The 24219-nt window shown below is 52.1% G+C and carries 20 protein-coding genes; 12 read left to right on the top strand and 8 right to left on the bottom strand.

From position 1 onward, the window contains the following. Positions 1-305: 305 nt before the first annotated feature. The 3 genes from metK (at position 306) to AC3ISQ_RS04110 (ending at position 3332) form a co-directional block, all read left to right on the top strand. A complete protein-coding gene (gene metK / locus AC3ISQ_RS04120; RefSeq protein WP_489350790.1) occupies positions 306-1460 on the top strand; it encodes a methionine adenosyltransferase in 1155 nt (384 codons plus the stop codon). Between the two features lie 448 nt (positions 1461-1908). After that, on the top strand, positions 1909-2637 hold the full coding sequence (cmoA, locus tag AC3ISQ_RS04115) for a carboxy-S-adenosyl-L-methionine synthase CmoA (protein ID WP_489350788.1): 729 nt from the start codon (positions 1909-1911) through the stop codon (positions 2635-2637). A 104-nt stretch (positions 2638-2741) separates the two neighbouring features. Further along, positions 2742-3332, top strand: coding sequence for a methyltransferase family protein (locus tag AC3ISQ_RS04110; protein WP_489350786.1), 591 nt, complete (start codon positions 2742-2744; stop codon positions 3330-3332). Between the two features lie 48 nt (positions 3333-3380). On the opposite strand, the gene fhuB is transcribed toward AC3ISQ_RS04110, so the two are convergent. The 6 genes from fhuB to hrpB all read right to left on the bottom strand — a co-directional run bounded on the left by fhuB (position 3381) and on the right by hrpB (position 14663). Continuing rightward, a complete protein-coding gene (gene fhuB, locus AC3ISQ_RS04105) occupies positions 3381-5366 on the bottom strand; it encodes a Fe(3+)-hydroxamate ABC transporter permease FhuB (protein ID WP_489350784.1) in 1986 nt (661 codons plus the stop codon). Next, a complete protein-coding gene (gene fhuD, locus AC3ISQ_RS04100) occupies positions 5363-6259 on the bottom strand; it encodes a Fe(3+)-hydroxamate ABC transporter substrate-binding protein FhuD (protein WP_489350782.1) in 897 nt (298 codons plus the stop codon). The genes fhuB and fhuD overlap by 4 nt, the downstream gene beginning before the upstream one ends. Further along, positions 6259-7056, bottom strand: a complete 798-nt coding sequence (fhuC, locus tag AC3ISQ_RS04095; protein WP_489350780.1) for a Fe3+-hydroxamate ABC transporter ATP-binding protein FhuC — start codon at positions 7054-7056, stop codon at positions 6259-6261. The genes fhuD and fhuC overlap by 1 nt, the downstream gene beginning before the upstream one ends. 47 nt (positions 7057-7103) lie before the next feature. Beyond that, complete coding sequence (gene fhuA, locus AC3ISQ_RS04090; RefSeq protein WP_489350778.1) at positions 7104-9281, bottom strand: ferrichrome porin FhuA; 2178 nt, start codon at positions 9279-9281, stop codon at positions 7104-7106. Positions 9282-9532: 251 nt separating this feature from the next. Next, entirely contained in the window at positions 9533-12010 is a 2478-nt protein-coding gene (gene mrcB, locus AC3ISQ_RS04085; RefSeq protein WP_489350776.1) for a bifunctional glycosyl transferase/transpeptidase, read from the bottom strand. A 202-nt stretch (positions 12011-12212) separates the two neighbouring features. Further along, positions 12213-14663: an ATP-dependent helicase HrpB gene (hrpB, locus tag AC3ISQ_RS04080; RefSeq protein ID WP_489350774.1), complete on the bottom strand. Its 2451-nt coding sequence runs from the start codon at positions 14661-14663 to the stop codon at positions 12213-12215. Between the two features lie 68 nt (positions 14664-14731). On the opposite strand from hrpB, the gene thpR reads away from it, so the two are divergent. The 6 genes from thpR (at position 14732) to folK (ending at position 19746) form a co-directional block, all read left to right on the top strand. Continuing rightward, a complete protein-coding gene (gene thpR / locus AC3ISQ_RS04075; RefSeq protein WP_489350773.1) occupies positions 14732-15274 on the top strand; it encodes an RNA 2',3'-cyclic phosphodiesterase in 543 nt (180 codons plus the stop codon). Further along, positions 15271-15978 carry a DNA/RNA nuclease SfsA gene (gene sfsA / locus AC3ISQ_RS04070; protein WP_489350771.1) on the top strand — a complete coding sequence of 236 codons (708 nt, stop codon included), beginning with the start codon at positions 15271-15273 and terminating at the stop codon, positions 15976-15978. The genes thpR and sfsA overlap by 4 nt, the downstream gene beginning before the upstream one ends. 237 nt (positions 15979-16215) lie before the next feature. Further along, positions 16216-16671, top strand: coding sequence for an RNA polymerase-binding protein DksA (gene dksA, locus AC3ISQ_RS04065; protein ID WP_489350769.1), 456 nt, complete (start codon positions 16216-16218; stop codon positions 16669-16671). A 63-nt stretch (positions 16672-16734) separates the two neighbouring features. Then, entirely contained in the window at positions 16735-17646 is a 912-nt protein-coding gene (gluQRS, locus tag AC3ISQ_RS04060; RefSeq protein WP_489350767.1) for a tRNA glutamyl-Q(34) synthetase GluQRS, read from the top strand. A 292-nt stretch (positions 17647-17938) separates the two neighbouring features. Further along, positions 17939-19258 (top strand): polynucleotide adenylyltransferase PcnB, encoded by a 1320-nt coding sequence (pcnB, locus tag AC3ISQ_RS04055; RefSeq protein WP_489353121.1) that lies wholly within the window; start codon positions 17939-17941, stop codon positions 19256-19258. Then, on the top strand, positions 19258-19746 hold the full coding sequence (gene folK / locus AC3ISQ_RS04050; RefSeq protein WP_489350765.1) for a 2-amino-4-hydroxy-6-hydroxymethyldihydropteridine diphosphokinase: 489 nt from the start codon (positions 19258-19260) through the stop codon (positions 19744-19746). The genes pcnB and folK overlap by 1 nt, the downstream gene beginning before the upstream one ends. Here the strand turns inward: folK and qseC are convergent. Further along, positions 19743-21107 carry a quorum sensing histidine kinase QseC gene (qseC, locus tag AC3ISQ_RS04045; protein ID WP_489350763.1) on the bottom strand — a complete coding sequence of 455 codons (1365 nt, stop codon included), beginning with the start codon at positions 21105-21107 and terminating at the stop codon, positions 19743-19745. The two genes, folK and qseC, sit on opposite strands and share 4 nt — an antisense overlap. Next, positions 21104-21766: a quorum sensing response regulator transcription factor QseB gene (gene qseB / locus AC3ISQ_RS04040; RefSeq protein WP_489350761.1), complete on the bottom strand. Its 663-nt coding sequence runs from the start codon at positions 21764-21766 to the stop codon at positions 21104-21106. The genes qseC and qseB overlap by 4 nt, the downstream gene beginning before the upstream one ends. A 142-nt stretch (positions 21767-21908) precedes the next feature. Here qseB and panB point away from each other — a divergent pair, with 142 nt between their 5' ends. The 3 genes from panB (at position 21909) to panD (ending at position 24191) form a co-directional block, all read left to right on the top strand. After that, positions 21909-22703, top strand: a complete 795-nt coding sequence (gene panB, locus AC3ISQ_RS04035) for a 3-methyl-2-oxobutanoate hydroxymethyltransferase (protein WP_489350759.1) — start codon at positions 21909-21911, stop codon at positions 22701-22703. 17 nt (positions 22704-22720) lie between these two features. Next, positions 22721-23575: a pantoate--beta-alanine ligase gene (panC, locus tag AC3ISQ_RS04030; protein WP_489350757.1), complete on the top strand. Its 855-nt coding sequence runs from the start codon at positions 22721-22723 to the stop codon at positions 23573-23575. Positions 23576-23810: 235 nt separating this feature from the next. After that, positions 23811-24191 carry an aspartate 1-decarboxylase gene (panD, locus tag AC3ISQ_RS04025; RefSeq protein ID WP_489350755.1) on the top strand — a complete coding sequence of 127 codons (381 nt, stop codon included), beginning with the start codon at positions 23811-23813 and terminating at the stop codon, positions 24189-24191. The last annotated feature ends 28 nt before the right edge of the window (positions 24192-24219 follow it).

The raw sequence follows: 24219 nt of genomic DNA, 5'->3' as shown, positions 1-24219 counted from the left end.
CTGGGTAAAATGCAAAATGAAAATTTGTCAGTTATCGTTTCAAGCGACGAAAATGGCGCCACTACGTTTGCGCAAAAACGTTAAATGATAAAAAACTACTGGTAATCGATATCAGCCCTGTCTTAAAATAGACGTCCAGATGTTAATCCATCTATACCGATTAACCGATAAACTGCTTAACGGCTTTGCCTGAGGGGCGTTGCAGGATGCATCTCGCCATCAGCGGAAAAACCTTCGCTTTGATGCCCGGATTTCCAGCGCTGTGCAGTAATCTCTAACCCGTCTTATGCAAGGTAATGAACACCATGGCTAAACACCTCTTCACGTCCGAATCTGTTTCTGAAGGGCATCCTGATAAAATCGCTGACCAGATTTCCGATGCGGTTCTCGACGCGATCCTAGAGCAAGATCCGAAAGCACGCGTAGCTTGTGAAACCTACGTGAAAACCGGCATGGTATTGGTTGGCGGTGAAATCACCACCAGTGCTTGGGTTGATATCGAAGAAATCACCCGTCAGACCGTGCGCGACATCGGCTATGTCCATTCAGATATGGGCTTTGATGCCAATTCATGCGCTGTACTGAGCGCGATCGGCAAGCAATCGCCAGATATCAACCAAGGTGTTGACCGTACTGATCCACTAGAGCAAGGTGCTGGCGACCAAGGTCTAATGTTTGGTTATGCGACCAATGAAACTGACGTGTTGATGCCTGCGCCAATTACCTACGCACACCGTTTGGTGCAGCGTCAGGCTGAAGTACGTAAGAACGGCACCCTGTCGTGGCTGCGCCCTGATGCTAAAAGCCAGGTCACTTTCCAGTATGACGATGGCAAAATCGTCGGCATTGATGCCGTAGTGCTGTCTACTCAGCATTCCGACGACATTGCGCTGAAAGATCTGCAAGAAGCCGTGATGGAAGAGATCATCAAGCCCGTTCTGCCTGCCGAGTGGCTGAGTGCCAGCACTAAATATCACATCAACCCGACGGGTCGTTTCGTTATCGGTGGCCCAATGGGCGACTGTGGTCTGACCGGTCGTAAAATCATCGTTGATACTTACGGCGGCATGGCTCGTCACGGTGGCGGCGCGTTCTCCGGTAAAGATCCTTCTAAAGTTGACCGTTCTGCGGCCTACGCTGCACGTTATGTGGCGAAAAACATCGTGGCGGCTGGCTTGGCTGACCGTTGTGAGATCCAGGTTTCCTACGCGATCGGCGTCGCTGAACCCACCTCAATCATGGTGGAAACCTTCGGTACCGAGAAAATATCCACCGAGCAACTGACTCTGCTGGTGCGTGAGTTCTTCGATCTGCGCCCATACGGTTTGATCCAGATGATGAACCTGCTACAACCTATCTATCGCGAAACCGCGGCCTACGGTCACTTTGGTCGTGAGCACTTCCCTTGGGAAGCAACCGACAAAGCAGCCCAACTGCGTGATGCTGCCGGCCTGAAATAAGCCAAACGCGTTGAATGAACACGGCGAGCCAAGTGCTCGCCGTTTTTGTTTTGCTAAAGAATGAACTCCATCGGGTTAATCTTCGCTCTCCACTCCCCATTAAAGCCGCCATTTTTTTGTAAAGATATGACAATAAAATCGAGATCAAATAATGAAATGCTATTACTTCCCCAAATAAAACATACCCACTTCAGGTTAAGAAAACCTTAAGACAACCACAGAGTGGGTTATATTTATTAAAGCTGTGACACACACATCCAATCGATACAATATCACATTACATTAAATGCAATTAATTAATCATTTATTAACTCATAGTGTAAAGATATTCAGCACAAGTAATATTTAGAAAAACAAATAAACTTCTCTCACTCAGGTATTAATATAAATATCGTCATTAACTCGCGCAATTATGCATGTAATATTATTGGATGCCAGGAGAGAAAACATGACAAAAACTCAAGACACCGTATTCTCACAAACAAAGATTATTGATGATTTTTGTTTCGACGATGTTGTTGCAGGCGTATTTGACGATATGGTTAATCGGTCAGTCCCGTTCTATCGAGAAATTCAACGCATGGTTGTTGAGCAAGCGGCTGATTACGCCGCCGAAGGCGGTATAGTTTGTGACCTAGGATGTGCGACAGGCACCACGCTGTTAGCGCTGGATGAAAGCCTCCCCGCCGAGATAGAACTCATTGGCATCGATAATGCCATGGAGATGTTGGATAAGTGTCAGGAAAAATTATCCCATAGCGGTTCGCAACGGAATATTTCATTGAAGTGCGAAGATTTATGCCAACTACCACCGATGGATAATATCTCCGTAGTCACCTGCGTTCTTACCTTACAGTTTATTCGACCTTTACAACGGCAATTGTTGCTATCTTCATTATATAAGGGAATGAATAAGGGTAGTGCGCTAATCTTGGTTGAAAAAACTGTCGAGAAAGATACCACGCTTAATCGTAATTATATTCGCTATTACTATGATATGAAAAGACGTCACGGCTACAGTGAACTTGAGATCAGTCAAAAACGAGAGGCACTAGAAAACGTGCTAATCCCATATACTCTGGAAGAAAACATTCAACTACTAAAAGATATCGGTTTTGGGAATGTCAGTATATTTTTCAAGTGGTATAATTTCTGCGGATTGGTTGCATTAAAATGATGATTAACGTGGGTAACATATTATTTAAGACCCGTAATAACCTGTTCCCTTTATTATATCTTTTATTGTTTATTGACAGTGTATCGGTATTTAGAAATCCGCAATTGTCGTTGTTGATTGGACTACTGCTGGTTTTAGTCGGACAAGGGGTTCGTGTGATGACCGTGGGGCTGGACTATATTGTCCGTGGTGGGCGCAACAAACGCGTTTATGCTCATCATCTGGTGCAAAATGGGTTGTTCTCCCACTGTCGAAATCCACTGTATCTAGGGAATTTGCTGATGCTGACAGGCTTCGGCATTGCTTCTGACTCCGTTTGGTATTTGATCGTCGCCATACCTCTGTTTTATTTTTCCTATGCCTGCATCATTGCGGCAGAGGAGGATTTTCTCGGTGAAAAGTTTGGGGCAGAATATCGTCAGTATTGCCAACGGACACCTCGTCTTCTCCCGCGTTTAAGCGGCTTAGGGCAAACATTGCGCACAATGTCATTCAATTGGAAACGCGTGGTCGTCAAAGAATACAGCACGCTCTACATCACTTTCTTAGTGATGTTGGTATTAACAACACAAGCCACGGTTGAGAGTTATAGCCTCTCCTCGTTGTACTTGCCAAGCTTGTTAGCTTTGGTTGCTACACTGTTGTGTATTGCCGTGCGAGCAATGAAAAAGTCGGGATATATCACGGGGGATTGAGGCGTTGTGGCCAAGTGGATGTTGGTGCCATTCCGCCTCGAAAAAGGATTATGCCGTCTGTTTTCGCAATAGATAAACGAAGTATGGCGCACCGATAAAGGTTGCCAATAATCCGGCAGGGATTTGATTCGGGAACATCACCATTCGGCCACACCAATCAGCGAAGACCATCAGTAACCCGCCAAGCAAAGCGGCGATGACCATCTGTGGCCACGCGCGGCGGAAACCTAACATCCGTGCCATATGCGGAGCCATTAAGCCGATAAAACTCAGTGGGCCAACGGTCAATGTCGCCATCGCGGTCAGCGTGGCGGCGAGTAGCAAAATAGTCATACGCACCGGCGTTAAGGCGATCCCCACCGAACGGGCGGTCGCACTGCCCAATGGCAAAATCATCAGCCAGCGGCGGCACAAAGGTGCTAACGCGATCAGCACTGCGGCGATAACCGCTGTTCGTACCGACGAAGCCGCATCCACCGAATAGGTTGAGCCGGAGATCCAAGCCAGTACACCGCCCATACGCGGATCGCCACTCGCTAATAGCAAGAAGATGGTGGTGGTGAACGCGGTACTCAATGCGATCCCCGCCAACAGCATCCGCTCGGTAGAAAACCCACCACGACCAGCCGCGATCAGGATGATCAATAGCGTACCTGCTGCGCCTAAACTACCGGCAGGAAGCAACCAGACGAAGGCATTACCCGGTACGATAAACAGCATGGCCACCACACCGAACGCCGCACCTGAGCTAATCCCCAACACTTCTGGGCTCGCCATCGGGTTACCGGTCAGTTTTTGGATCAAGGTGCCAGCAACCGCCAACATCATACCAGCGGCTAAAGCGGAAACGACTCGCGGCCAACGCCACGGCAATAGTGATTCCAGCTCCGCGCCATAGCTCCAATGCCACCCCGTCGTATTCTGACCCAAGGCCAGCGCTGTGATCAATCCGATAACTAATATCACGCAGCCCAACCCCATCCACAGAGCCAGATGTCCACGTTCAGCAGGAACCCTGTCCCCAAGGTCCATCGGTGGTGGCTTACTGGCACTGCGCAGCCGTGGTAACAACCACAACAGCAACGGTGCGCCAATCAACGCGGTAGCCGCACCGGTAGGAATTTCCCGCCAAATGCTGGTCAGCCAAATCATCACTTGGTCGGTTAACCACAACAACAAGGCGCCCAGCAAGGTCGCCAAGATCATGCGATGTACCAAGCGGCGAGCACCGAGCATTTTCGCCATCAGCGGAGCGAATAGGCCGATAAAGCCGACTACACCGACCGCATTGACCAGCATGGCGCTGAAGATGATCGCCACAGCCAGAGCACAGAAACGTGCGCTGGCTAAACCTAATCCTAAGTTGCGGGCAACACCGTCGTCCAACCCCAACAAGGTCAACGGGCGAATCAACAACGCTGCTAACACCATGGTGATTAACAAACGCGGCCAAATGAATTGTACGTTGCTCCAATCTTGCTGGTTAAGCGCCCCGGTTCCCCACAGGAACAAGCCTTGCAACTGTTCATAGTGGAACAACGCCAGCAAGCTATTAACCGCACCACAATACAAACCGACCACCAGCCCGGCCAGAATCAGCGTGACCGGCGACATACGTTTGCCCCAAGCGACACCAAACACCAATGCGCCGACCACAACCGCGCCCACCATGGCCGCCAGTTGTTGGGTCAACTCGCCCCCCGGCAGCATCCACAACGTCGCTACCGTCAGGCCAAGTTTGGCACCCGAGGCCACACCTAGCGTCGCAGGCTCCGCCAACGGGTTACGTAATACCTGTTGGAACAACACGCCGACCAATCCCAAACCAGCACCTGCGAGCAGAGAAACGGATAGACGAGGCAGCGCGCTATAGTTGAATAACATCTGCTCAACATTATCAATATCTGGCTTGCTCAGTGCCTGTGCCCATTGAGCCAGCGGCAACTGTTGTAGCAAGTTATGCCAAGTCAAAGCGCAGGCGATCACCAGCAGCAGGAGAATCAGTCCGAATGGCAAAATACGTTGGCGGCTCATAGTTGGCTCCCCTGCGCACTCGCCAGCAAACGGCAAAAACGCATCGCGGAGAGCGTTGCACCGTAGATCCACGCCGCAGGTACCTGCTTTAGCTGGTTCTGACGTACAAATGGCAACGCTTGCCATAACGGTGTTGAGCTGACCTGAGCAAACATCGCCTGATTACCATGATCGAAATAAATCGCTCTGGCATTTTTCACCGCTGCCAGACGTTCGATGCCAACCACTGCCGAACCCCAAAAATTGGTTTCACCCTGCCAGGCATTCTGGATACCGAGTTGATCCATGACTTCCTGGAACAGACTTTTTTGACCAATCACCAACGCATGGCGATTGTCGATCAAGGAGAACAACAACAGCGGTTGAGCGGTATAAGCCTGCAGTTGCTGACGTGCATGTTGGATAAAGCGATCAAACTGCAGTAAATGCTGTTCCGCACGCGCTTCCAGTCCTAAGCGCTGACCCAGTTGTAGCAGCGATTGGCGAGCAACCGTCAACGGTTTACCACTGCCATCGTTAAAGGCAAAGCCCATGGTCGGCGCGATAGTTTGTAGTTTTTCTGGCGATGGCCCATAGCCTTGCGAAAGCAGGATTAATGAAGGGTTAATCTGTTGTAGCAGTTCCAAATTGGGTTCAGTTCGTTGACCGACGTCTACTACCGTCGAAGGTAATTTCGGTTCATTCACCCACAGATTGTAATTACGGGTATCGGCGACGGCCAATGGCGTCACACCGAGCGCCATCAACAGCTCGATCGGCAACCATTCTAACGCCACAATGCGTGAAGCATCGGGTAATACATCGCCGCGACCGGGTAAAGAAAATAGCAGCGGAGAAAGCGCTAGCGCCGTCAATAAACGGCGGCGCTGAGGATCATACAAAGAATCAGACATCAGTAGACAAAACTCACCGGCGCACCGCCGCTTGGGTGTGGCAACGTCCCCATCGGGATACCGTAAATCTCTTCCAGCACCGGCCCTTGCATCAGTTCCAACGGCGCACCTTGAGCAATCATCGCGCCACCACGCAGGGCAACCAAATGGTCGCAATAACGCGCCGCCATATTAATATCGTGCAGAACCGCAATCACCGTTAAACCACGTTCATGGCTTAAACGCTGGATCAGTGCCAATACTTCAACCTGATGGGCGATGTCCAGCGCCGAGGTCGGTTCATCCAACAACAGGCAACGGCTATCTTGTGCGACCATCATCGCTAACCAAGCGCGTTGACGTTCGCCACCGGACAAACTGTCCACCAGCCGCCCGGCGAAGGGTTTCAACCCGACCAGCGCAATAGCCTCTTCCACCCATTGACGGTCATTGACGCCAAAACGCCCCAATGCACCGTGCCACGGATAGCGGCCAATCGCCACCAACTCACGTACCGTCATACCTTCTGCCGCTGGCAGTTGTTGCGGTAAATAAGCCACTTGGCGCGCAAAGGCTTTGCTATCCCATTGGGCTAACGGTTGATCGTTGAGGAGTGCTCGGCCAGCAGATGGAGGTTGATGGCGACCAAGAATTTTCAGCAGTGTGGATTTACCTGATCCGTTATGACCGATCAAGCCACACACTTTACCTTGAGGAAAGGTCAGAGACAGCGGTTGCAGCAGCACCCGTCCAGGAACGGTAAAGCTCGCTTTATCCAATATGAAGGTTGCATCGCGGTTTAGGTGTTTATCCTGCATAAAGCCCTATCTTGCACGGGGCGACACTTGTCGCCCCGTTGATCCGGTTAGAAACGGAAAGTTGCGGTAGCAACGACCTGACGCTCAGCGCCCCAGAAGCAGCCGTAAGTCGCGAAGCAGCTTGAGACATACTCTTTGTTGAACAGGTTATTCACGTTCAGCGCAACGGAGGAGCCCGGCAGGTTGAAACGAGCCAGATCGTATTTCAGTACGGTGTTCCAGACGGTGTAAGCCGGCACCTTGAAGGTGTTCGCTTCATCGCCGTAGGTTGAACCAACGTAACGCACACCCGCGCCCAGGGTCAGGCCGCTCAACGCCGTTTCATGGAAGGTGTAATCTCCCCACAGTGACGCCATGTGCTTAGGAATGATCGCCGGAGTATTGCCTTGATAGCTGTTATCTTCGGTGTATTCCGCGTCGGTGTAAGTGTAAGACGCCAACAGGTTGATATTGGCAGTCAGTGCCGCTTTACCTTCCAACTCTACGCCACGAGAACGGATTTCCCCGCCTTGCACGCTAAAGAAGGCATGGCTCGGGTCAGGATCAGCCGTCAGGTTGTTGGTTTTGGTCAACTGATAGAGCGCCAAGGTAGCAGATACCGGACGATCTTTTGGCATGTACTTCACACCGGCTTCGTACTGCTTACCGCGTGAAGGATCGAACGGCGCGCCATCATAGTTGGCACCAGACTGCGGTTCAAAAGATTCGCTGTAGCTAACATACGGCGAGACCCCGTTATTAAACAGGTAATTCAAACCTACACGGCTACTCAACTGACTATCGTTCTGAGTCGTTTTCTTGTTGTTAACGCGATCGTCAACGCTGGTTTCTGCCCAGTCATAACGCGTACCTGCCGTCAGGATCCAGTTATTCCATTCCGCCTGCTCTTGCATATAAACGCCGGTCTGCTCTTGACGATCCAAGCGGTTAGTCGGCGACAGGTTGAATTTGGCATCATTGCCATATTGTGGATTCGACAGATCTAATGGGTTGGCGGAACCGAAATAAGCATCGATGTCGTTACGCATACGCATGTAATCCACGCCGACCAACAGGGTGTTATCCACCTGACCGGTAGTGAATTTTGCCTGCCCTTGCGTATCTACGCTGAAGTTATTCAGGTGCTCATTAGAAATAGTGACCGCACGGTTCAGCATATTAGGATTGGTTGGCTGCACGCCAACGCCATAAATGCTGTTTTGGTCAGTATGCACTTTGCTGTAACGCAGATTCTGACGCACAGTGAAGGTATCGTTGAAGCCGTGCTCAAAGTTATAGCCAATCATCTGCTGCTGGCGAGAGAACTTGTTGCTGGCTTCGCCTTCGTTGAAATCGGTCGGTAATTTGCCGTAAGGGGCATTTTCAACCGTGCCTTCTTTTGGCAACCAACCGTAATAACCGACGTCCGGCTCATCCTGGAAATAGGACAACAGGGTCAAGCTGGTACGATCGTCAGGACGCCAAGTAAATGCTGGGGCAATGGTGTAACGCTTACGCTTCGCCATTTCTTGCTGATCGTCAGCATCGCTTGCCAAGCCGGTCAAACGGTAAGAGTAAACGCCGCTATCGTCCAACGAATCACTGAAATCAAACGCGGTTTGATACAGGTTGTTGGTGCCCATCTTGAATTGGATTTCACGCAATGACTCAGTGGTCGGGCGCTTACTGACCATCGCCACCACGCCGCCTGGGCTGCTCTTGCCATACAGTACGGAAGAAGGGCCGCGTAGCACTTCTACACGTTCCAAGAAATAAGGATCAATCGAGGCTTCGTTAAAGAAATCGCCTTGAAGTTTTATGCCGTCCAGATATTCGTTCTGGTTTACTGAACCAAAACCGCGGATATACACCGCATCGTAGGCATTCGAGCTACCCCGGCTGCCGGTCATCACACCGGGGGTATAACCCAGCGATTCTTTGACCGAGGTCGGTTGCAGCATATCCAGTTGCTCACGCGTCACGACCGACACCGACTGCGGCGTTTTGACCAACGGCGTATCAGTTTTAGTACCGGTCGCACTCTGTTTAGCCACATAGGTACCCACTGGCCCCCATGCACTTTCCTGCGAGCCAAGGCTGCTGCCTGTGACAGTGATGGTATCTTCTTTATTAGCCGTAGTTTCGGCAGCAAAAACAGGTAAGGCAAAACTGGCAGCGATAGCGAGCGCTAATCCCCGAGCTGGATACATTCCTTGTAATGCGAAGAGCGAGCGTTTGATCTGCATGTCTGGTTTCCCAATGATGAAATAATGACGAATGTAAACGATAATAATTATTATAAGCGTCGCATATTATGCAGAAGGGAGGGGGATCTGCAAGCGTATTTAAGTAGGTAAAGTTATTATGGGATTAACCAAACGGTGTATTAACTGAATAGAAATAAAGTAGAGGATAAATGCACAAAAGCCCGCAACATCAGTTACGGGCTTGTAAGGTTAAGTGGTTATTTTTTGTCGTCGATTAACATCGATGGCAACTATTTGCCAAACATATCCTTGATCCAGCCGGCCACACCATTGGCATCTTTTTGTTCACTTTGCTCTTGCTGAACCGCAGCCTGACTGGCTTGGCACAAACCGTCTGGATTATCGGTCCAAACCGGGATGGTGCGCCAACTGCCGCCGCCACAGACAAAGTTACCGGCAGAGTCGATACCCATTTGGTTGATGTCTTCTGGTGGCTGCAACATCAATGGCAATGGCGTCTGATTTTCCAGATAGCGACGGTACAGCGTTAACGCACCGTTAGCACCGGTCAGTTTGGCCGGGCCGTTGTTATCACGCCCAACCCAAGCGATCGCCACTTCTTTACCATCAACACCGGCAAACCAGCTATCACGCAGATCGTTAGTGGTACCGGTTTTCGCCGCCAGATTGTAGTTCGGGAATTTCACCGACAATGAACGGGAAGTCCCTCGCGCTACGCCTTGTTGCATCGCATACAGCGTTAGATAAGCCGCCTGCGCAGGCACCACGCGTTCCGCTTGTGGGAAACTCTGATACAACACGGTACCGTCTTCGGCAATCACCGAACGTACCGCCGACAACGGCGCACGGTTACCGCCACTGGCGATAGTCTGGTATTCCTGTGCCACTTCCATCGGTGTTAGGCCAATCGCCCCCAACAGCATCGAAGGCACAGGGTTAATTTCATTTTTCGGGATACCCAGTTTTTGCAGCGTCGCACTGATCTGATCCAGCCCTACCGACAGCCCCAAATTGACTGTCGGGACGTTGAGCGAATTCGCCAACGCATCCACCAGCATCACTTTGCCACGGAACTGGCGATCGTAGTTATTCGGTTGCCACACGCTGCCATTCGGTTGTTTCAGCGACAACGGCGCATCCATTAACCAAGTATTCAGACGGTATTTATCTGGCTCAGACAACGCGGTCAGATAAGTCGGTGGCTTGGCCAATGAACCCACCAGACGACGCGCCTGCAATGCACGGTTGAAACCAGCAAACTGCGGATCGGCACCGCCGACCATCGCGCGAACTTCACCGGTAAAGCGATCGACAATCACCATCGCCGCTTCCAGATCTTTCACATGACGCGCCGCACGCAATGCCGGTATGCCATCCTCCACCGCTTTTTCGGCAGCATCTTGTGAAACCGGGTCCAACGTGGTGAAGATCTTCACGCCAGACAGATCATTAACTTTATCGCCCAGTTTGGTTTGCAGCTCCTGACGCACCAATTGCATAAACGCAGGCTGTGGTGAGATGACGCCACCTTTTGGCTGAACGCCCAGTGGACGCGCGCTGAGCATATCGTACAGCTCCGCGTCGATAATCCCCTGATTTTGCAACAGCTTCAGCACCAGATTACGACGTTCCAGCGCCAGTTTTGGGTTACGCCACGGGTTGTACAGCGACGCCCCTTTCACCATGCCGACCAGCAATGCCTGCTGATCCAAACTCAGTTCATCCACCGGACGGCCGAAGTAATACAGACTCGCCAGCGGGAAGCCACGGATCTGATCGCTACCACTTTGGCCGAGATAAACCTCGTTCAGATACAGCTCAAGAATGCGATCTTTGCTGTAACGGTAATCCATCAACAACGCCATATAGGCTTCGTTGGCCTTACGCCACAGCGAGCGCTCGTTGGTCAGGAACAAGTTCTTCACCAACTGCTGCGTCAGGGTACTACCGCCCTGCACTGCGCGACCGGCAGTCAGGTTGGCCACGAACGCACGACCAATCGAATACAAACTGATGCCATCATGCTGATAGAAATGACGGTCTTCTGTCGCGATCAGCGTATCCACCAGTAGATCAGGGAAACCCGCACGCGGCACAAACAGGCGCTGTTCGCCGTTGGGTGACTGCAACATGGTGATCAAACGTGGATCGAGGCGGAAGAAGCCGAAGCTACGCTGGTTATCCAGGTTACTGATCTTCGCCAAGCGATTGTTTTGAAAGTCTAAACGCGCGCGTACTTGGCCTTCTTTACCGTCTGGGAAGTCAAACGGACGGCGCAGCATTTCGATGCTGTTAGCCTGCACGGTAAATTCGCCGGGGCGCGTCATCCGCGTGACTTGGCGGTATTGCATCCCTTCCAGCAGATTAACCATCTCTTTCTTGCTGTAAGGCATTCCCGGTTCCAGGTTGACCATCCGGCCATAGACCGCCGCTGGCAATTGCCAGACTTTGCCGTCGATACGGCTGCGGATTTGGGAATCCAGATAGACACCATAGATCGCCATCAACACGGCGAACACCAGGAACAGTTTGAAAATTAGGCCGAGCCAACGGCGCTTTTTACGTGGAGGCTTCGCTGCTACCTTGCGTGACACAGGCTCCTCCTCCTCATACTCATCATCGTCATACTCGTCTTCTTCGTAATCGTCATAGTCGTCGTCCCTGCGGCGACGTACAGCCTTACGCGGTGTGCTGCGTTTGGGTTGTTTTCCCTTGCGCCCGATGGGCTCGCGATCGTCATCTGCCATTGCAGTCACTCTCCAGACTCTGATAGTCGCATAATCTGTTCTTCTGCCCGACTAAAAGGTAGAAGAAACATCTGAATTCGCCCCCTAAATAATTGGTGTTGCATCACGGCGGCAAGAGCACTTATCCCGATGAGCTTACAGCAGATCGTTCCTCGGGTAAGTGAGCGCAGCCAACACAGATGCAGCTTCAAGTATGGCGGGGTTATTGGTATTTTTTAGTCCGCCGCGTCGGCGCAGTATTAGCCGGATCATCTGGCCATACGTGTTTTGGGTAGCGCCCTTTCATCTCTTTTTGCACTTCGCGATACGCCCCTTGCCAGAACGCCGCTAGATCGCCCGTGATTTGCAGTGGACGATGCGCCGGAGAGAGTAACTCAAGCACCACCGCGATGCGACCTTCCGCTAACAACGGACTGCGCTGCTCACCGAACATTTCCTGCATCCGTACCGCCAATACCGGTGGTTTATCAGCATGATAACGGATCGACAGGCGACTACCGGTCGGCACAGTGTAATGAGTGGGTAATGCATTATCCAGCCGTTGTTTTTGTTGCCAATTCATTAAGCGACTCAATGCTTCAGCGATATTGACCTGCTTCAGCCCGCGCAAATCACGCACACCATTTAGCGAGGGCAGCAACCATTGCTCCAAACCATCTTGTAAAGCATCGTCATCCATCGCCGGCCATTTGGCTTCCGGCAGCCAGCGCTGGGCGCATTGTAAACGCAGGCGCAACTGTTCGGCGGCTTCGTCCCAGTTCAGCACCGCCAATCCCTGATAACGAATCCAATCGATCAGCGCCCGCTGCAATTCCTCGTCTGCGGGTTTCGCCAGCGGCTGGGCGCGTAATGTTAAGCGACCAATTTGCTGGCGCTTCCAAGCACGCAACGTGCCTTTCTCTTCATCCCACTCCACCGCCGTTTGTTGGCTGGTGATAGTGGGTAATTGCGCGACCAAACTGTCGATATCTATTGGTAATGCCAACAGAATCCGCGCATCTGGGCTGTTGGCGCCTTGTAATAAGCTCGGCGCTACCAGCCAAGGGGCGCGAGATAACGCCTCATCCCTTTCCATCGCCGCACCCATGCCGTTTGCCAACAGATAACGACTCTCTTGCCCACGACGCTGCGCGATACGATCGAAGAACGCTTGAGCCAACAAACGCGGTGCCAAATCAGGTGAGATTTGCCCAGTGTGCTGCGCCAAGCGCTTAGTCAGTTGAGTTCCCCGTCGCTGCCAATGTGGCTGCGGACGGCTCAGCCAATAGCCGATGTCCATTTGCCCACTGCGCGGCGGTTCCTCCAGCAAGGCAACTAACAATGCCGCCGTTGCCAGCCCATCAGCACTCAGTTCAGCGCCCGCACACAGCATTGCCGCCAAACGCGGTTCACAACCCAATCCCGCCATTTGACGACCTTTCGCGGTGAGTTTTTCTGTATCGTCGAGCGCACCTAATGCACGCAGTAAGCGTTTCGCCGCAGCGACCGCCTGAGCTGGTGGCTGATCGAGCCAAGTGAGCTGCGTGGCGTCATGACAACCCCATTGCAACAGCTCCAGCCAGAAACTGGCGAGATCGCTTTGCAAAATCTCCGGCTCAGCATGTTCCGCCGCTCGCTCCGCCTGTTCTTTGGCGAACAGATGCCAGCAGATACCCGGTTCCAAACGCCCGGCACGGCCTGCGCGTTGTACCATTGAGGCTTGGCTGATGCGCTGAGTCAAAAGTCGAGTCAGACCGTTACGCACGTCATAACGCGCCACACGCTCCAAGCCACTGTCGACCACCAAGCGGATGCCTTCGATAGTCAAACTGGTTTCGGCAATGTTGGTTGCCAGTACCACTTTGCGCCGCCCTGCTGTTGCGGGTTGAATCGCTTTTTGCTGTTGCGCCAACGGCAATGCGCCATACAGCGGACAAAGGTCGGTATCATTCGCCACTTCACCCTGCAGCCGTTCCATGACCCGATTAATTTCCGCCACACCGGGTAAAAACAACAACATTGAGCCCGATTGCTCGCCCAACAGACGTTTCACCGCACTCGCCACGCCGTCTTCCAAACGTTGATGATTGGACAACGGCTGATACTGACGATCGACCGGGAAACTGCGACCTTCCGACACCACCACCGGTGCTTGCGGCAAGTGTTGCGACAATCGCGCATTATCCAGCGTCGCCGACATAATCAGTAATTTCAGGTCGTCACGCAGCCCTTGCTGCACGTCTAACAGCAGCGCCAACGCCAGATCGGCCTGTAAACTACGTTCGTGGAATTCGTCGAGGATCACCAGCGAAACGCCCTGCAATTCAGCGTCTTGCTGCAACATGCGGGTGAGAATGCCTTCCGTCACCACTTCTAGGCGGGTATGAGCACCGCTACGGCTTTCTGCGCGCATTCGATAGCCAACGGTTTGACCGGGTTCTTCCCCCAATTGCTGCGCCAAGCGGTAAGCTACGTTTTTCGCCGCCAATCGCCGAGGTTCCAGCATGATGATTTTCCCCGGTAATCCCCCTCGCTCCAACAGTTGTAGCGGTAACCACGTGGATTTACCGGCACCGGTCGGAGCATGCAGCAGCACTTGCGGTGCGGATTGCAACGCCGCAAGCAACTCATCAATAACCGCGCTGACTGGCAGTGAAGGCACAGAACTCTCCATGGTGGTAACATTCAAAACCCGACACTATACAGTACAGAATGCTGCCGCCAATTATCGATGAGATCCCTATGCCCAGTTCACGCCGCCTGTTTTTTGCCCTGACGTTACCAGAAGCCCTCCAGCAGCAGGTGATCCATTGGCGTGCGGGGGCTTTTCAGCCAGAAGACGGTCGCCCTGTCGCGGCAGCGAATTTGCATCTCACGCTGGCATTTCTCGGCGAAGTCAGTGCACAAAAAGAACGAGCGTTGAGCACGTTAGCGGGACGAATTGAGCAAACGGCCTTTACCACCACGCTGGACGATCTCGGCCACTGGCCGCGACCCGGCGTCGTGTGGCTCGGCACCAAGCGTGCGCCACGCGGATTATTGCAATTGGCTGAATTGCTACGTTCGCAAGCCGCACGCAACGGCTGTTTTCAAAGTCCGTTGCCGTTCCATCCGCACATTACGTTATTGCGTTCCGCCACCAAACAGGTGGCCATTCCCCCCGCCACGCCCGGCTGGCAATTCACTGCGGACCACTTTTCCTTATATCAGTCCGTCTTTGAACAAGGACGCACCCGCTACCATGAACTGGCTCAATGGTCATTAAAAAATCAGGATAATCAATGATATTTAACCCACCATTGCAATCCGCCACGCTGATTAAACGTTACAAACGCTTTTTGGCCGATGTGGTCACACCACAAGGTGAAACCTTTACTTTGCACTGTGCCAACACCGGTGCCATGACCGGCTGTGCCACGCCGGGCGATACCGTTTGGTATTCCACGTCGGACAACCCCAAACGCAAATACGCCCACAGTTGGGAACTGACTCATACTCAACAAGGGGATTGGATTTGCGTCAACACATTGCGAGCTAACACTTTGGTGCGTGAGGCAATTGAGCAGAAGCTAATCACAGAATTATCCGGTTACAGTAAAGTCAGCAGCGAAGTAAAATATGGCAGTGAAAACAGCCGTATCGATTTGTTATTACAGGCAGAAAACCGGGTTAACTGCTATATTGAAGTTAAGTCAGTCACATTATTGCAACAACAACGTGGTTACTTCCCTGATGCCGTTACGCTCAGAGGACAGAAACACTTACGGGAGTTACAAAGTGTGGTTGAAAGCGGGCAGCGGGCGATACTGTTTTTTGCCGTGTTGCACAGCGGTATTAATCAGGTCTCCCCAGCACATCATATAGATGCGCGTTATGCGGCGTTGTTGGCGCAGGTTCAGCAGCAGGGTGTGGAAGTTTTTTGTTACCGGGCAAAATTATCACCTGACGGTATGATTATTGACCATAAGTTACCGTTTTTTATCGATTAGCAATGCCGGACATGAATAAATCGACAGCTGGATATTGCTTCGCCAAATACGCCTTCCTTCACAGCATTGTCAAGCAGGCGACAGGAATAATTGCCAACCCACTCCCCTTCTGTTATTTATAGCGGCCTGTTTTTCCCCCGCATTGGGGATTCGAAATACTCAAAAATGCTCGAACGGCGACACAAAAGCGGTTCGAAAGATGAAGAGTATAGTGCGTGTGTATGTAGGAGAAGCATCATGCAAGAAGGGCAAACCCGTAAAACCTCGTCCTTGAGCATTCTCGCCATCGCTGGGGTGGAGCCGTACCAAGAAAAGCCAGGCGAAGAGTATATGAACGACGCCCAGCTTTTGCATTTCAAGAAAATTCTTGAAGCGTGGCGCAACCAGCTCAGGGACGAAGTCGACCGTACTGTATCGCATATGCAGGACGAAGCTGCCAACTTCCCGGATCCGGTAGACCGTGCGGCCCAGGAGGAGGAGTTCAGCATTGAATTGCGTAACCGTGACCGTGAACGCAAGCTGATCAAAAAGATCGAGAAAACGCTGAAGAAAGTAGAAGACGAAGATTTCGGCTACTGCGAATCTTGTGGCGTGGAGATTGGCATTCGTCGCTTAGAAGCGCGTCCGACTGCTGATTTGTGTATCGACTGTAAAACTCTGGCCGAAATCCGCGAAAAGCAGATGGCAGGCTAAGTGAATACTGGCGGCGTAGGTTCTCTGCGCCGCATTGAGTAAAGGGAAAAAACTTCCCCAGTTATGCCACAAAGTCACTATGTGGGGCGTTTCGCCCCATCACCTTCCGGGGATCTGCATTTCGGTTCACTGATTGCGGCTCTAGGAAGCTACCTCCAAGCCCGAGCTCAACGCGGGCGATGGTGGGTTCGTATTGAAGATATTGATCCCCCGCGCGAAGTCGCCGGAGCAGCCGATCGTATCTTGTCTGTATTAGAACGCTATGGTCTCCACTGGGACGGCCAGGTCATCTATCAATCCCAACGCCACGACGCCTATCGCGCAGCCCTCGACGGGCTACAGCAACAAGGGTTGAGCTACTACTGCACCTGTACTCGTAGTCGCATCCAACAACTGGGTGGGCTGTATGACGGCCATTGCCGTGATTTACAGTTGGGGGCGACGGGTGCGGCAATCCGCTTGTGTCAGACTCAACCGGTGTATCAATTCCACGACCGATTACAGGGTGAATTGAAGGCCGATCCCGCACTAGCAAAAGAGGATTTCATCATTCGCCGCCGCGATGGGTTGTTTGCCTATAACCTGGCGGTGGTGGTTGACGATCATTTTCAAGGCGTGACTGAGATCGTGCGTGGTGCCGATTTGATCGAGCCGACGGTACGCCAGATAGCGTTGTATCAGCAATTGCAGGCTCCGGTTCCCGCTTATGTACATCTGCCACTGGTGATGGGTGAACATGGCATCAAACTGTCGAAACAAAACCATGCGCCAGCGCTACCACCAGGCGATCCCCGCCCAGTGCTCGTTGCCGCATTGAAATTTCTTCAGCAACCTGTGCCTGAAAGCTGGCAAGATCTTGATCTGCCGTTATTATTGAGCTGGGCGGTTGAGCATTGGCAATTAGAGAAAGTGCCGCGTCAACAAATGCTTCCGTTGGACGAAAACACGTCGGCATTCTCAAAACCGCCCCAGTGAGCTATGATTAGCCGCTATTTTTTATTAGCACCATTTTTATCAGTCACTATCGAGGTGTACCATTTTTACCCGAGTAGCCAATTTCTGCCGTAAGGTACTAATCCGCGATGACAAGTCAACCCGCGATGAAGCGCCGGCTGACGATAAAAACCCAGCCAGCGAACAACGCGTGGTTGAGCCAACCCCTGCAGCGTCGCAGCGACGCTCTGCCGATCGCGGTAAAGAAAATTCTAACCGTCGCCCTGCGCCACGCAAACGCTCGCCATTTCCCGTTGCCGAGAGCACGAGCTCAATGACCGTCATTCCACGTGAGCAACATGCTATCTCACGTAAAGACATCAGCGAAAACGCGCTGAAAGTGCTGTATCGCCTGAATAAATCGGGCTACGAAGCCTATTTGGTTGGCGGCGGCGTGCGTGATCTGTTATTAGGTAAAAAACCAAAAGATTTCGACATCACCACCAACGCTACACCAGAGCAAGTGCGTAAGCTGTTCCGCAACTGCCGCTTAGTCGGTCGCCGTTTCCGTCTAGCGCATGTGATGTTCGGGCCTGAAATTATCGAAGTCGCCACCTTCCGCGGCCATCACGAACAGCAGGCTGAGGAAGCGGATAAGAACTCCTCTCAGCAGGCACAAAACGGGATGCTGCTGCGCGACAACATTTACGGTTCGATCGAAGAAGATGCTCAGCGCCGTGACTTCACCATCAACAGCCTGTATTACGGCGTGGCAGATTTCAGTCTACGCGATTACGTCGGTGGCCTGCGCGATCTACAGCAGGGCATTATTCGTCTGATTGGCGATCCTGAAACACGTTATCGTGAAGATCCGGTGCGTATGCTACGTGCCGTGCGTTTTGCTGCCAAGCTGGACATGAATATCTGCGAAGAGACTGCCGAGCCGATCCCGCGTTTGGCGTCGCTGTTGCATGAGATCCCACCAGCGCGTTTGTTTGAGGAATCGCTCAAACTACTGCAAGCCGGTTATGGTCTGCCAACGTATCTGAAGCTGTGCGAATACCAATTATTCCAACCCTTGTTCCCACTGATTGCGCGTAACTTCACCCCGAACCACAACACGCCGATGGAGCGTATGTTGGTGCAGGTATTGAAGAATACTGACCATCGCATACAGACCGACATGCGCGTCAATCCGGCGTTTCTGTTTTCCGCTATGCTGTGGTATCCGTTGTTGGAACACGCACAGAAACTGGCGCAAGAAAGTGGCTTAGCTTATTACGATGCCTTCGCGCTAGCGATGAATGACGTATTGGACGAGCAGTGCCGTTCATTGGCCATTCCAAAACGCATTACTACACTGGTTCGTGATATTTGGCAGTTGCAACTGCGTCTGTCACGCCGCCAAGGTAAGCGCGCGCATAAACTGATGGAACATCCAAAATTCCGTGCTGCTTACGATCTGTTGGCATTGCGCGCACAGGTTGAAGGCAATCAGGAGATGCAACGTCTGGCCGAATGGTGGGGTGAGTTCCAAGAAGCCACTCCGCTAATACAAAAAGATATGGTCAGCACATTAGACGAAGATCCGGCACCACGTCGCGCGCGTCCACGTCGTCCACGTCGCCGAGCACCGCGTAAAGAAGGGGCATAATGATCCGCGTTTATATCGCATTAGGTAGCAATCTGGCGCAGCCACTGCAACAGGTCAAAGCCGCATTGGAGGCGCTGGAACATCTCCCGCGCACCCAGTTGATCATTTGTTCTTCGTTCTATCGCACCAAGCCGCTGGGGCCGCAAAACCAGCCGGATTTTCTTAATGCGGTAGTGGCACTGGATACCTTGTTGCCAGCGGAAGAATTGCTCGATCATACCCAAGCGATAGAACGTAATCAGGGCCGCGTGCGAAAAGATGAACGTTGGGGGCCACGCACTCTCGACTTAGACATTATGCTGTATGGCGATCGAGTGATTAACACTGATCGCCTCACTGTGCCGCATTACGGTCTGAAAGAACGCGAGTTTATGCTGTACCCGCTGGCCGAGATCGCGCCGGATCTGGTCTTCCCAGACGGCGAATCGCTGAAGAGTTGTCTAAAACGCGTGCCTGAGAACGGCATGGTGCTGTGGCATAAGCCCTAAACCAAACCCACAACCACCGTAAATCCCCCTTCTGGCCGATTAGTAAAGCTGACCCGCAAACCATGCAAGCGAGCGATCCGCTGAACGATAGAAAGCCCCAAACCGCTACCCGTCTGTTCCTGACCCGGTGGCCGATAGAATCGCTCCCCTAAGCGCGACAAATGCTCTGCCGTCACTCCCGGACCATCATCCTCAACTTTCAGTTGCGATGCCGTTAGCGTCACCGTTACCGTGCCGCCCGACGGAGTATAACGCACCGCATTATCCACCAGATTACGTATCAGCAAAGATAACAACAGTTGCTGACCTCGCTGGGGTTTCGGGATGCCTTGTTGCTCATAACGAAGAGTAACGCCCGCCGCATGGGCATAGCGATCCTGTTCCGCCAACACCATAGGTACTAATTGATTCCAGTCGATGAGTTCCAGCTCTTTGAGATCGGACAATGAATCCAAGCGCGACAAAGTCAGTAATTGATCCACCAACCGGGTGGCGCGATCGATCCCAATAGTTAAATTCCCCACCGCATGGTCACGCATCTGGCTATCGTCACCAGCTAGCTGTACCACCTCAGTTTGTACCCGTAGCGCCGCCAATGGGCTACGCAGTTCATGAGCTGCATCTGAGGTAAAACGACGTTCCCGCACTAGCATGGCATTCATACGGCTAAATAATGTGTTGAGCGAATCCACCAACGGGCGCACTTCGGTCGGTACCTGCTTCGCGTCGATCGGCGTATCATCATCGGGGGCTCGCTGGCGTAATCCGGCAGCGACGCTACGTAATGGCCGCAGTTCCCGCCCAACCATCAATGCAATCAACAACATCAGGATCGGTAACGTCACTAACCATGGCACCAACTGCCCTGTCATCAACCCTAGCGCCATATCCTGACGATAATCCAGCTCTTGCCCAACGACGATGCGATAACGCCCATCTTGGCTGTTCAACCACACCATGCGCCACACATCATCGTCATCATCACCGAGGACTTTGCCGTAGGTGAATCCTTCTTTATCGGCATCGAATTGGAAGCCCATGCCGTTTTCGCCGTCATTGAGTACCATCTGACCATCACGGTTAAAAATGGCAAAAGCCAGAGCGTCATCGTCCAGATCACCTTTTTTACCGTGACGCATCAATTTCTTCGTATCAGGGAGAGCAATGCTTTCTCCTGTCAGTTGCTCACTCAAATTGGCGGTTGCCAACCGCTTGGCAAACATCATCTGTTGAGTATCGAAAACTTCATCAATATTGTGACTCGTCATCCGCCACGCGACCACGCTGGCAATACCCCAAGTGATTAACGCCAACAGGCTGAAAATCAGGATCAGACGTAGCCGCAAGCTCAAACGTTTCACTCTTCATCCCCCAACGTGTAGCCCACGCCGTGTACGGTACGAATGAAGCCGCTGCCCAATTTACGTCGCAAATGGTGGATATGTACTTCTACCGCGTTGCTGCTGACATCATCATCCCAGTTATAGAGTTTTTCTTGGATCAATGGTCGTGCCAGCACTCGTCCTTTGTTGTGCAAAAACAGTTCTAGCACCGCCAGTTCACGCGGCGTCAGCACCACCGGCTCACCCTCGCAGCTCACGCTACGGCTAGCAGCATCAAACACCACCTTGCCATGTACTAATTGCGGTGTCAGTTGCCCATGACGACGACGAATCAGCGCCTGTAAACGTGCGGCTACCTCGGTCAAGGCGAACGGTTTACACAGGTAATCATCAGCACCACTTTGCAAACCATCAACCCGCTGCTCCAACGCATCACGCGCGGTGAGGATCAGCACCGGCACGTCATGGCCTGCTTGTCGCCATAGACGTAGTAAATCCAACCCATCGAGTCCCGGCAGGCTAAGATCGAGGATCACCGCATCATAAGGCGCACTTTCCAACGCATTTTTCCCCACCATGCCATCGGTGAACCAATCTAGGTTAAAACCTAATTTGGTCAGTCCGGTTTTGATGCCGTCGCCAATCAGTTTGTCGTCTTCTATCAATAGAATTCTCATAGGCATCCTTTTAAATTTTGCCCACTATTACACCATAGAGATCTTAAGAACATCTTAACCCATGCTATTCACTCTATAAGGGTTACAGTAGAATGACGGAAATTTTCCAGCTCCGGCTATCAGTCATTTTCAGGAGACCGCGATGAAACCCACCACTATGACCCACCTGCGTCAATGGAAACAGGAGCAACGCAAGTTCGCTACCCTGACCGCTTACGATGCCAGCTTTGCCAAACTGTTTGAAGAGCAAGGGATTAAAGTTCTACTGGTTGGGGATTCGTTGGGAATGACGTTGCAAGGCCACGATTCGACCCTACCGGTCACCGTCGCCGATATTGCCTATCACACCCGCGCAGTACGCCGTGGTGCACCGGCTTGTTTACTGCTAGCCGACTTACCATTTATGAGTTACGCCACACCGGAACAGACATTCACCAGTTCAGCAGAATTGATGCGCGCCGGAGCCAACATGGTCAAATTGGAAGGCGGCAGTTGGTTGTGTGAAACGGTGAAAATGCTCGCTGAACGCGCAGTGCCGGTTTGCGGTCATCTGGGGCTGACCCCGCAGTCGGTCAATATCTTCGGCGGCTATAAGGTGCAAGGACGTGACGAGCAAGCCGCCAAGCAATTACTGGAAGATGCTAAAAATCTGGAGCAGGCTGGTATTCAATTGTTGGTACTGGAATGTGTGCCAACCGAGTTAGCGCATAAAATCACTCAGTCGCTGTCTATTCCGGTTATCGGTATCGGCGCAGGCAACGCCACCGATGGACAAATTCTGGTGATGCATGATGCATTCGGCATTACCGGCGGCCATACGCCTAAATTCGCCAAAAACTTCTTGGCTCAAAGTGGGGATATTCGTACCGCAGTCCAGCACTATATTCAAGAAGTCGAACAAGGCACCTATCCCGCAGCAGAACACTCATTCAATTAAGTGACCGGAGCTACAGCATGCTGATTATCGAAACCCTGCCACTACTACGCCAACAGATTCGCCGTTGGCGCCAAGAAGGCAAACGTATCGCGTTGGTGCCAACCATGGGTAACCTGCACGACGGGCACATGAAACTGGTAGAAGAAGCTCGTGCCGCGGCCGATGTGGTGGTGGTGAGTATTTTCGTTAACCCGATGCAGTTTGATCGCCCAGACGATCTGGCACGCTACCCACGCACCTTGCAGGAAGATTGCGAGAAGCTGACGCGCCGCAAAGTGGATCTGGTGTTTGCACCGGCACCTGCCGAGGTTTATCCGCAAGGGTTAGAGAAGCAAACCTACGTCGATGTTCCCGGTATTTCTTCCATCTTAGAAGGAGCTAGCCGTCCGGGGCATTTTCGTGGAGTTGCTACCGTGGTCAGCAAGCTGTTCAATCTGGTACAACCCGATCTTGCCCTGTTCGGTGAGAAGGATTACCAGCAATTGGCGCTGATCCGCAAAATGACCGCCGATATGGGTTATGATATCAGCATCATCGGTGTGCCGACCGTGCGAGCCAAAGAGGGTCTGGCGCTCAGTTCACGTAATGGCTACCTAACCGCAGAAGAACGCAAGATCGCGCCACAACTTAGCAAAATCATGCAAAGTGTGGCAGAAAGACTGGCGAGCGGTGAACGTCAAATTGATGAGTTGCTAACGCAAACTGCCGACCAATTGCGGGCTGCGGGTTTCACCCCGGATGAACTGTTTATCCGCGATGCCGATACGCTGCAAGCGCTGAATGTCGATAGCCAACGCGCCGTAGTGTTGATGGCCGCCTGGTTAGGTAAAGCACGCTTGATAGACAACCAGCAGGTTGACCTGACTTCATAAGTTATTTTTTGTACTGTTGTTGCCAATTAAATTTATATACCCTAAATAATTGGAGTTGCATCGCGGCGGCAACTGAGCGAAGCCCTAGGAGCTTGGCCCACCAAGTGACTAGGGTGAGCAAAGGCAGCCAACAAAGAGGCAGCTTCAAGTATGACGGGTATATGGGTTGATCGGCAACGATAGCCTTGGCAAGGATGCGGAAAATGTTCAATCCTTATTCTTATTAGGTAACGTTATGATTCGTACTATGTTGCAAGGCAAGCTGCATCGAGTAAAAGTGACTCAGGCCGACTTGCACTATGAAGGTTCCTGCGCAATCGATCAGGATTTCTTAGAAGCCGCAGGCATTCTGGAATATGAAGCGATCGATATTTACAACGTTGATAACGGTCAGCGTTTTTCCACCTATGCCATCGTCGCCGAGCGCGGTTCACGTATTATCTCGGTCAACGGCGCGGCAGCTCGCTTGGCTAGCGTGGGTGATAAACTGATCATCTGCTCCTATGTGCAGATGAGTGATGCCGATGCGCGTCAGCATCACCCGAAAGTGGCTTATTTCGAAGGTGAAAACCAGTTGCAGCGCAAGGCTAAAGCCGTGCCCGTGCAAGTCGCCTGATACCCGTCATACTTGACCTGATACGAAA

This window comes from Serratia sp. KH_031, from assembly GCF_057839655.1.
The sequence above is the reverse complement of the archived record's forward strand: the minus strand, read 5'-3'. Positions and strand labels throughout refer to the sequence as shown.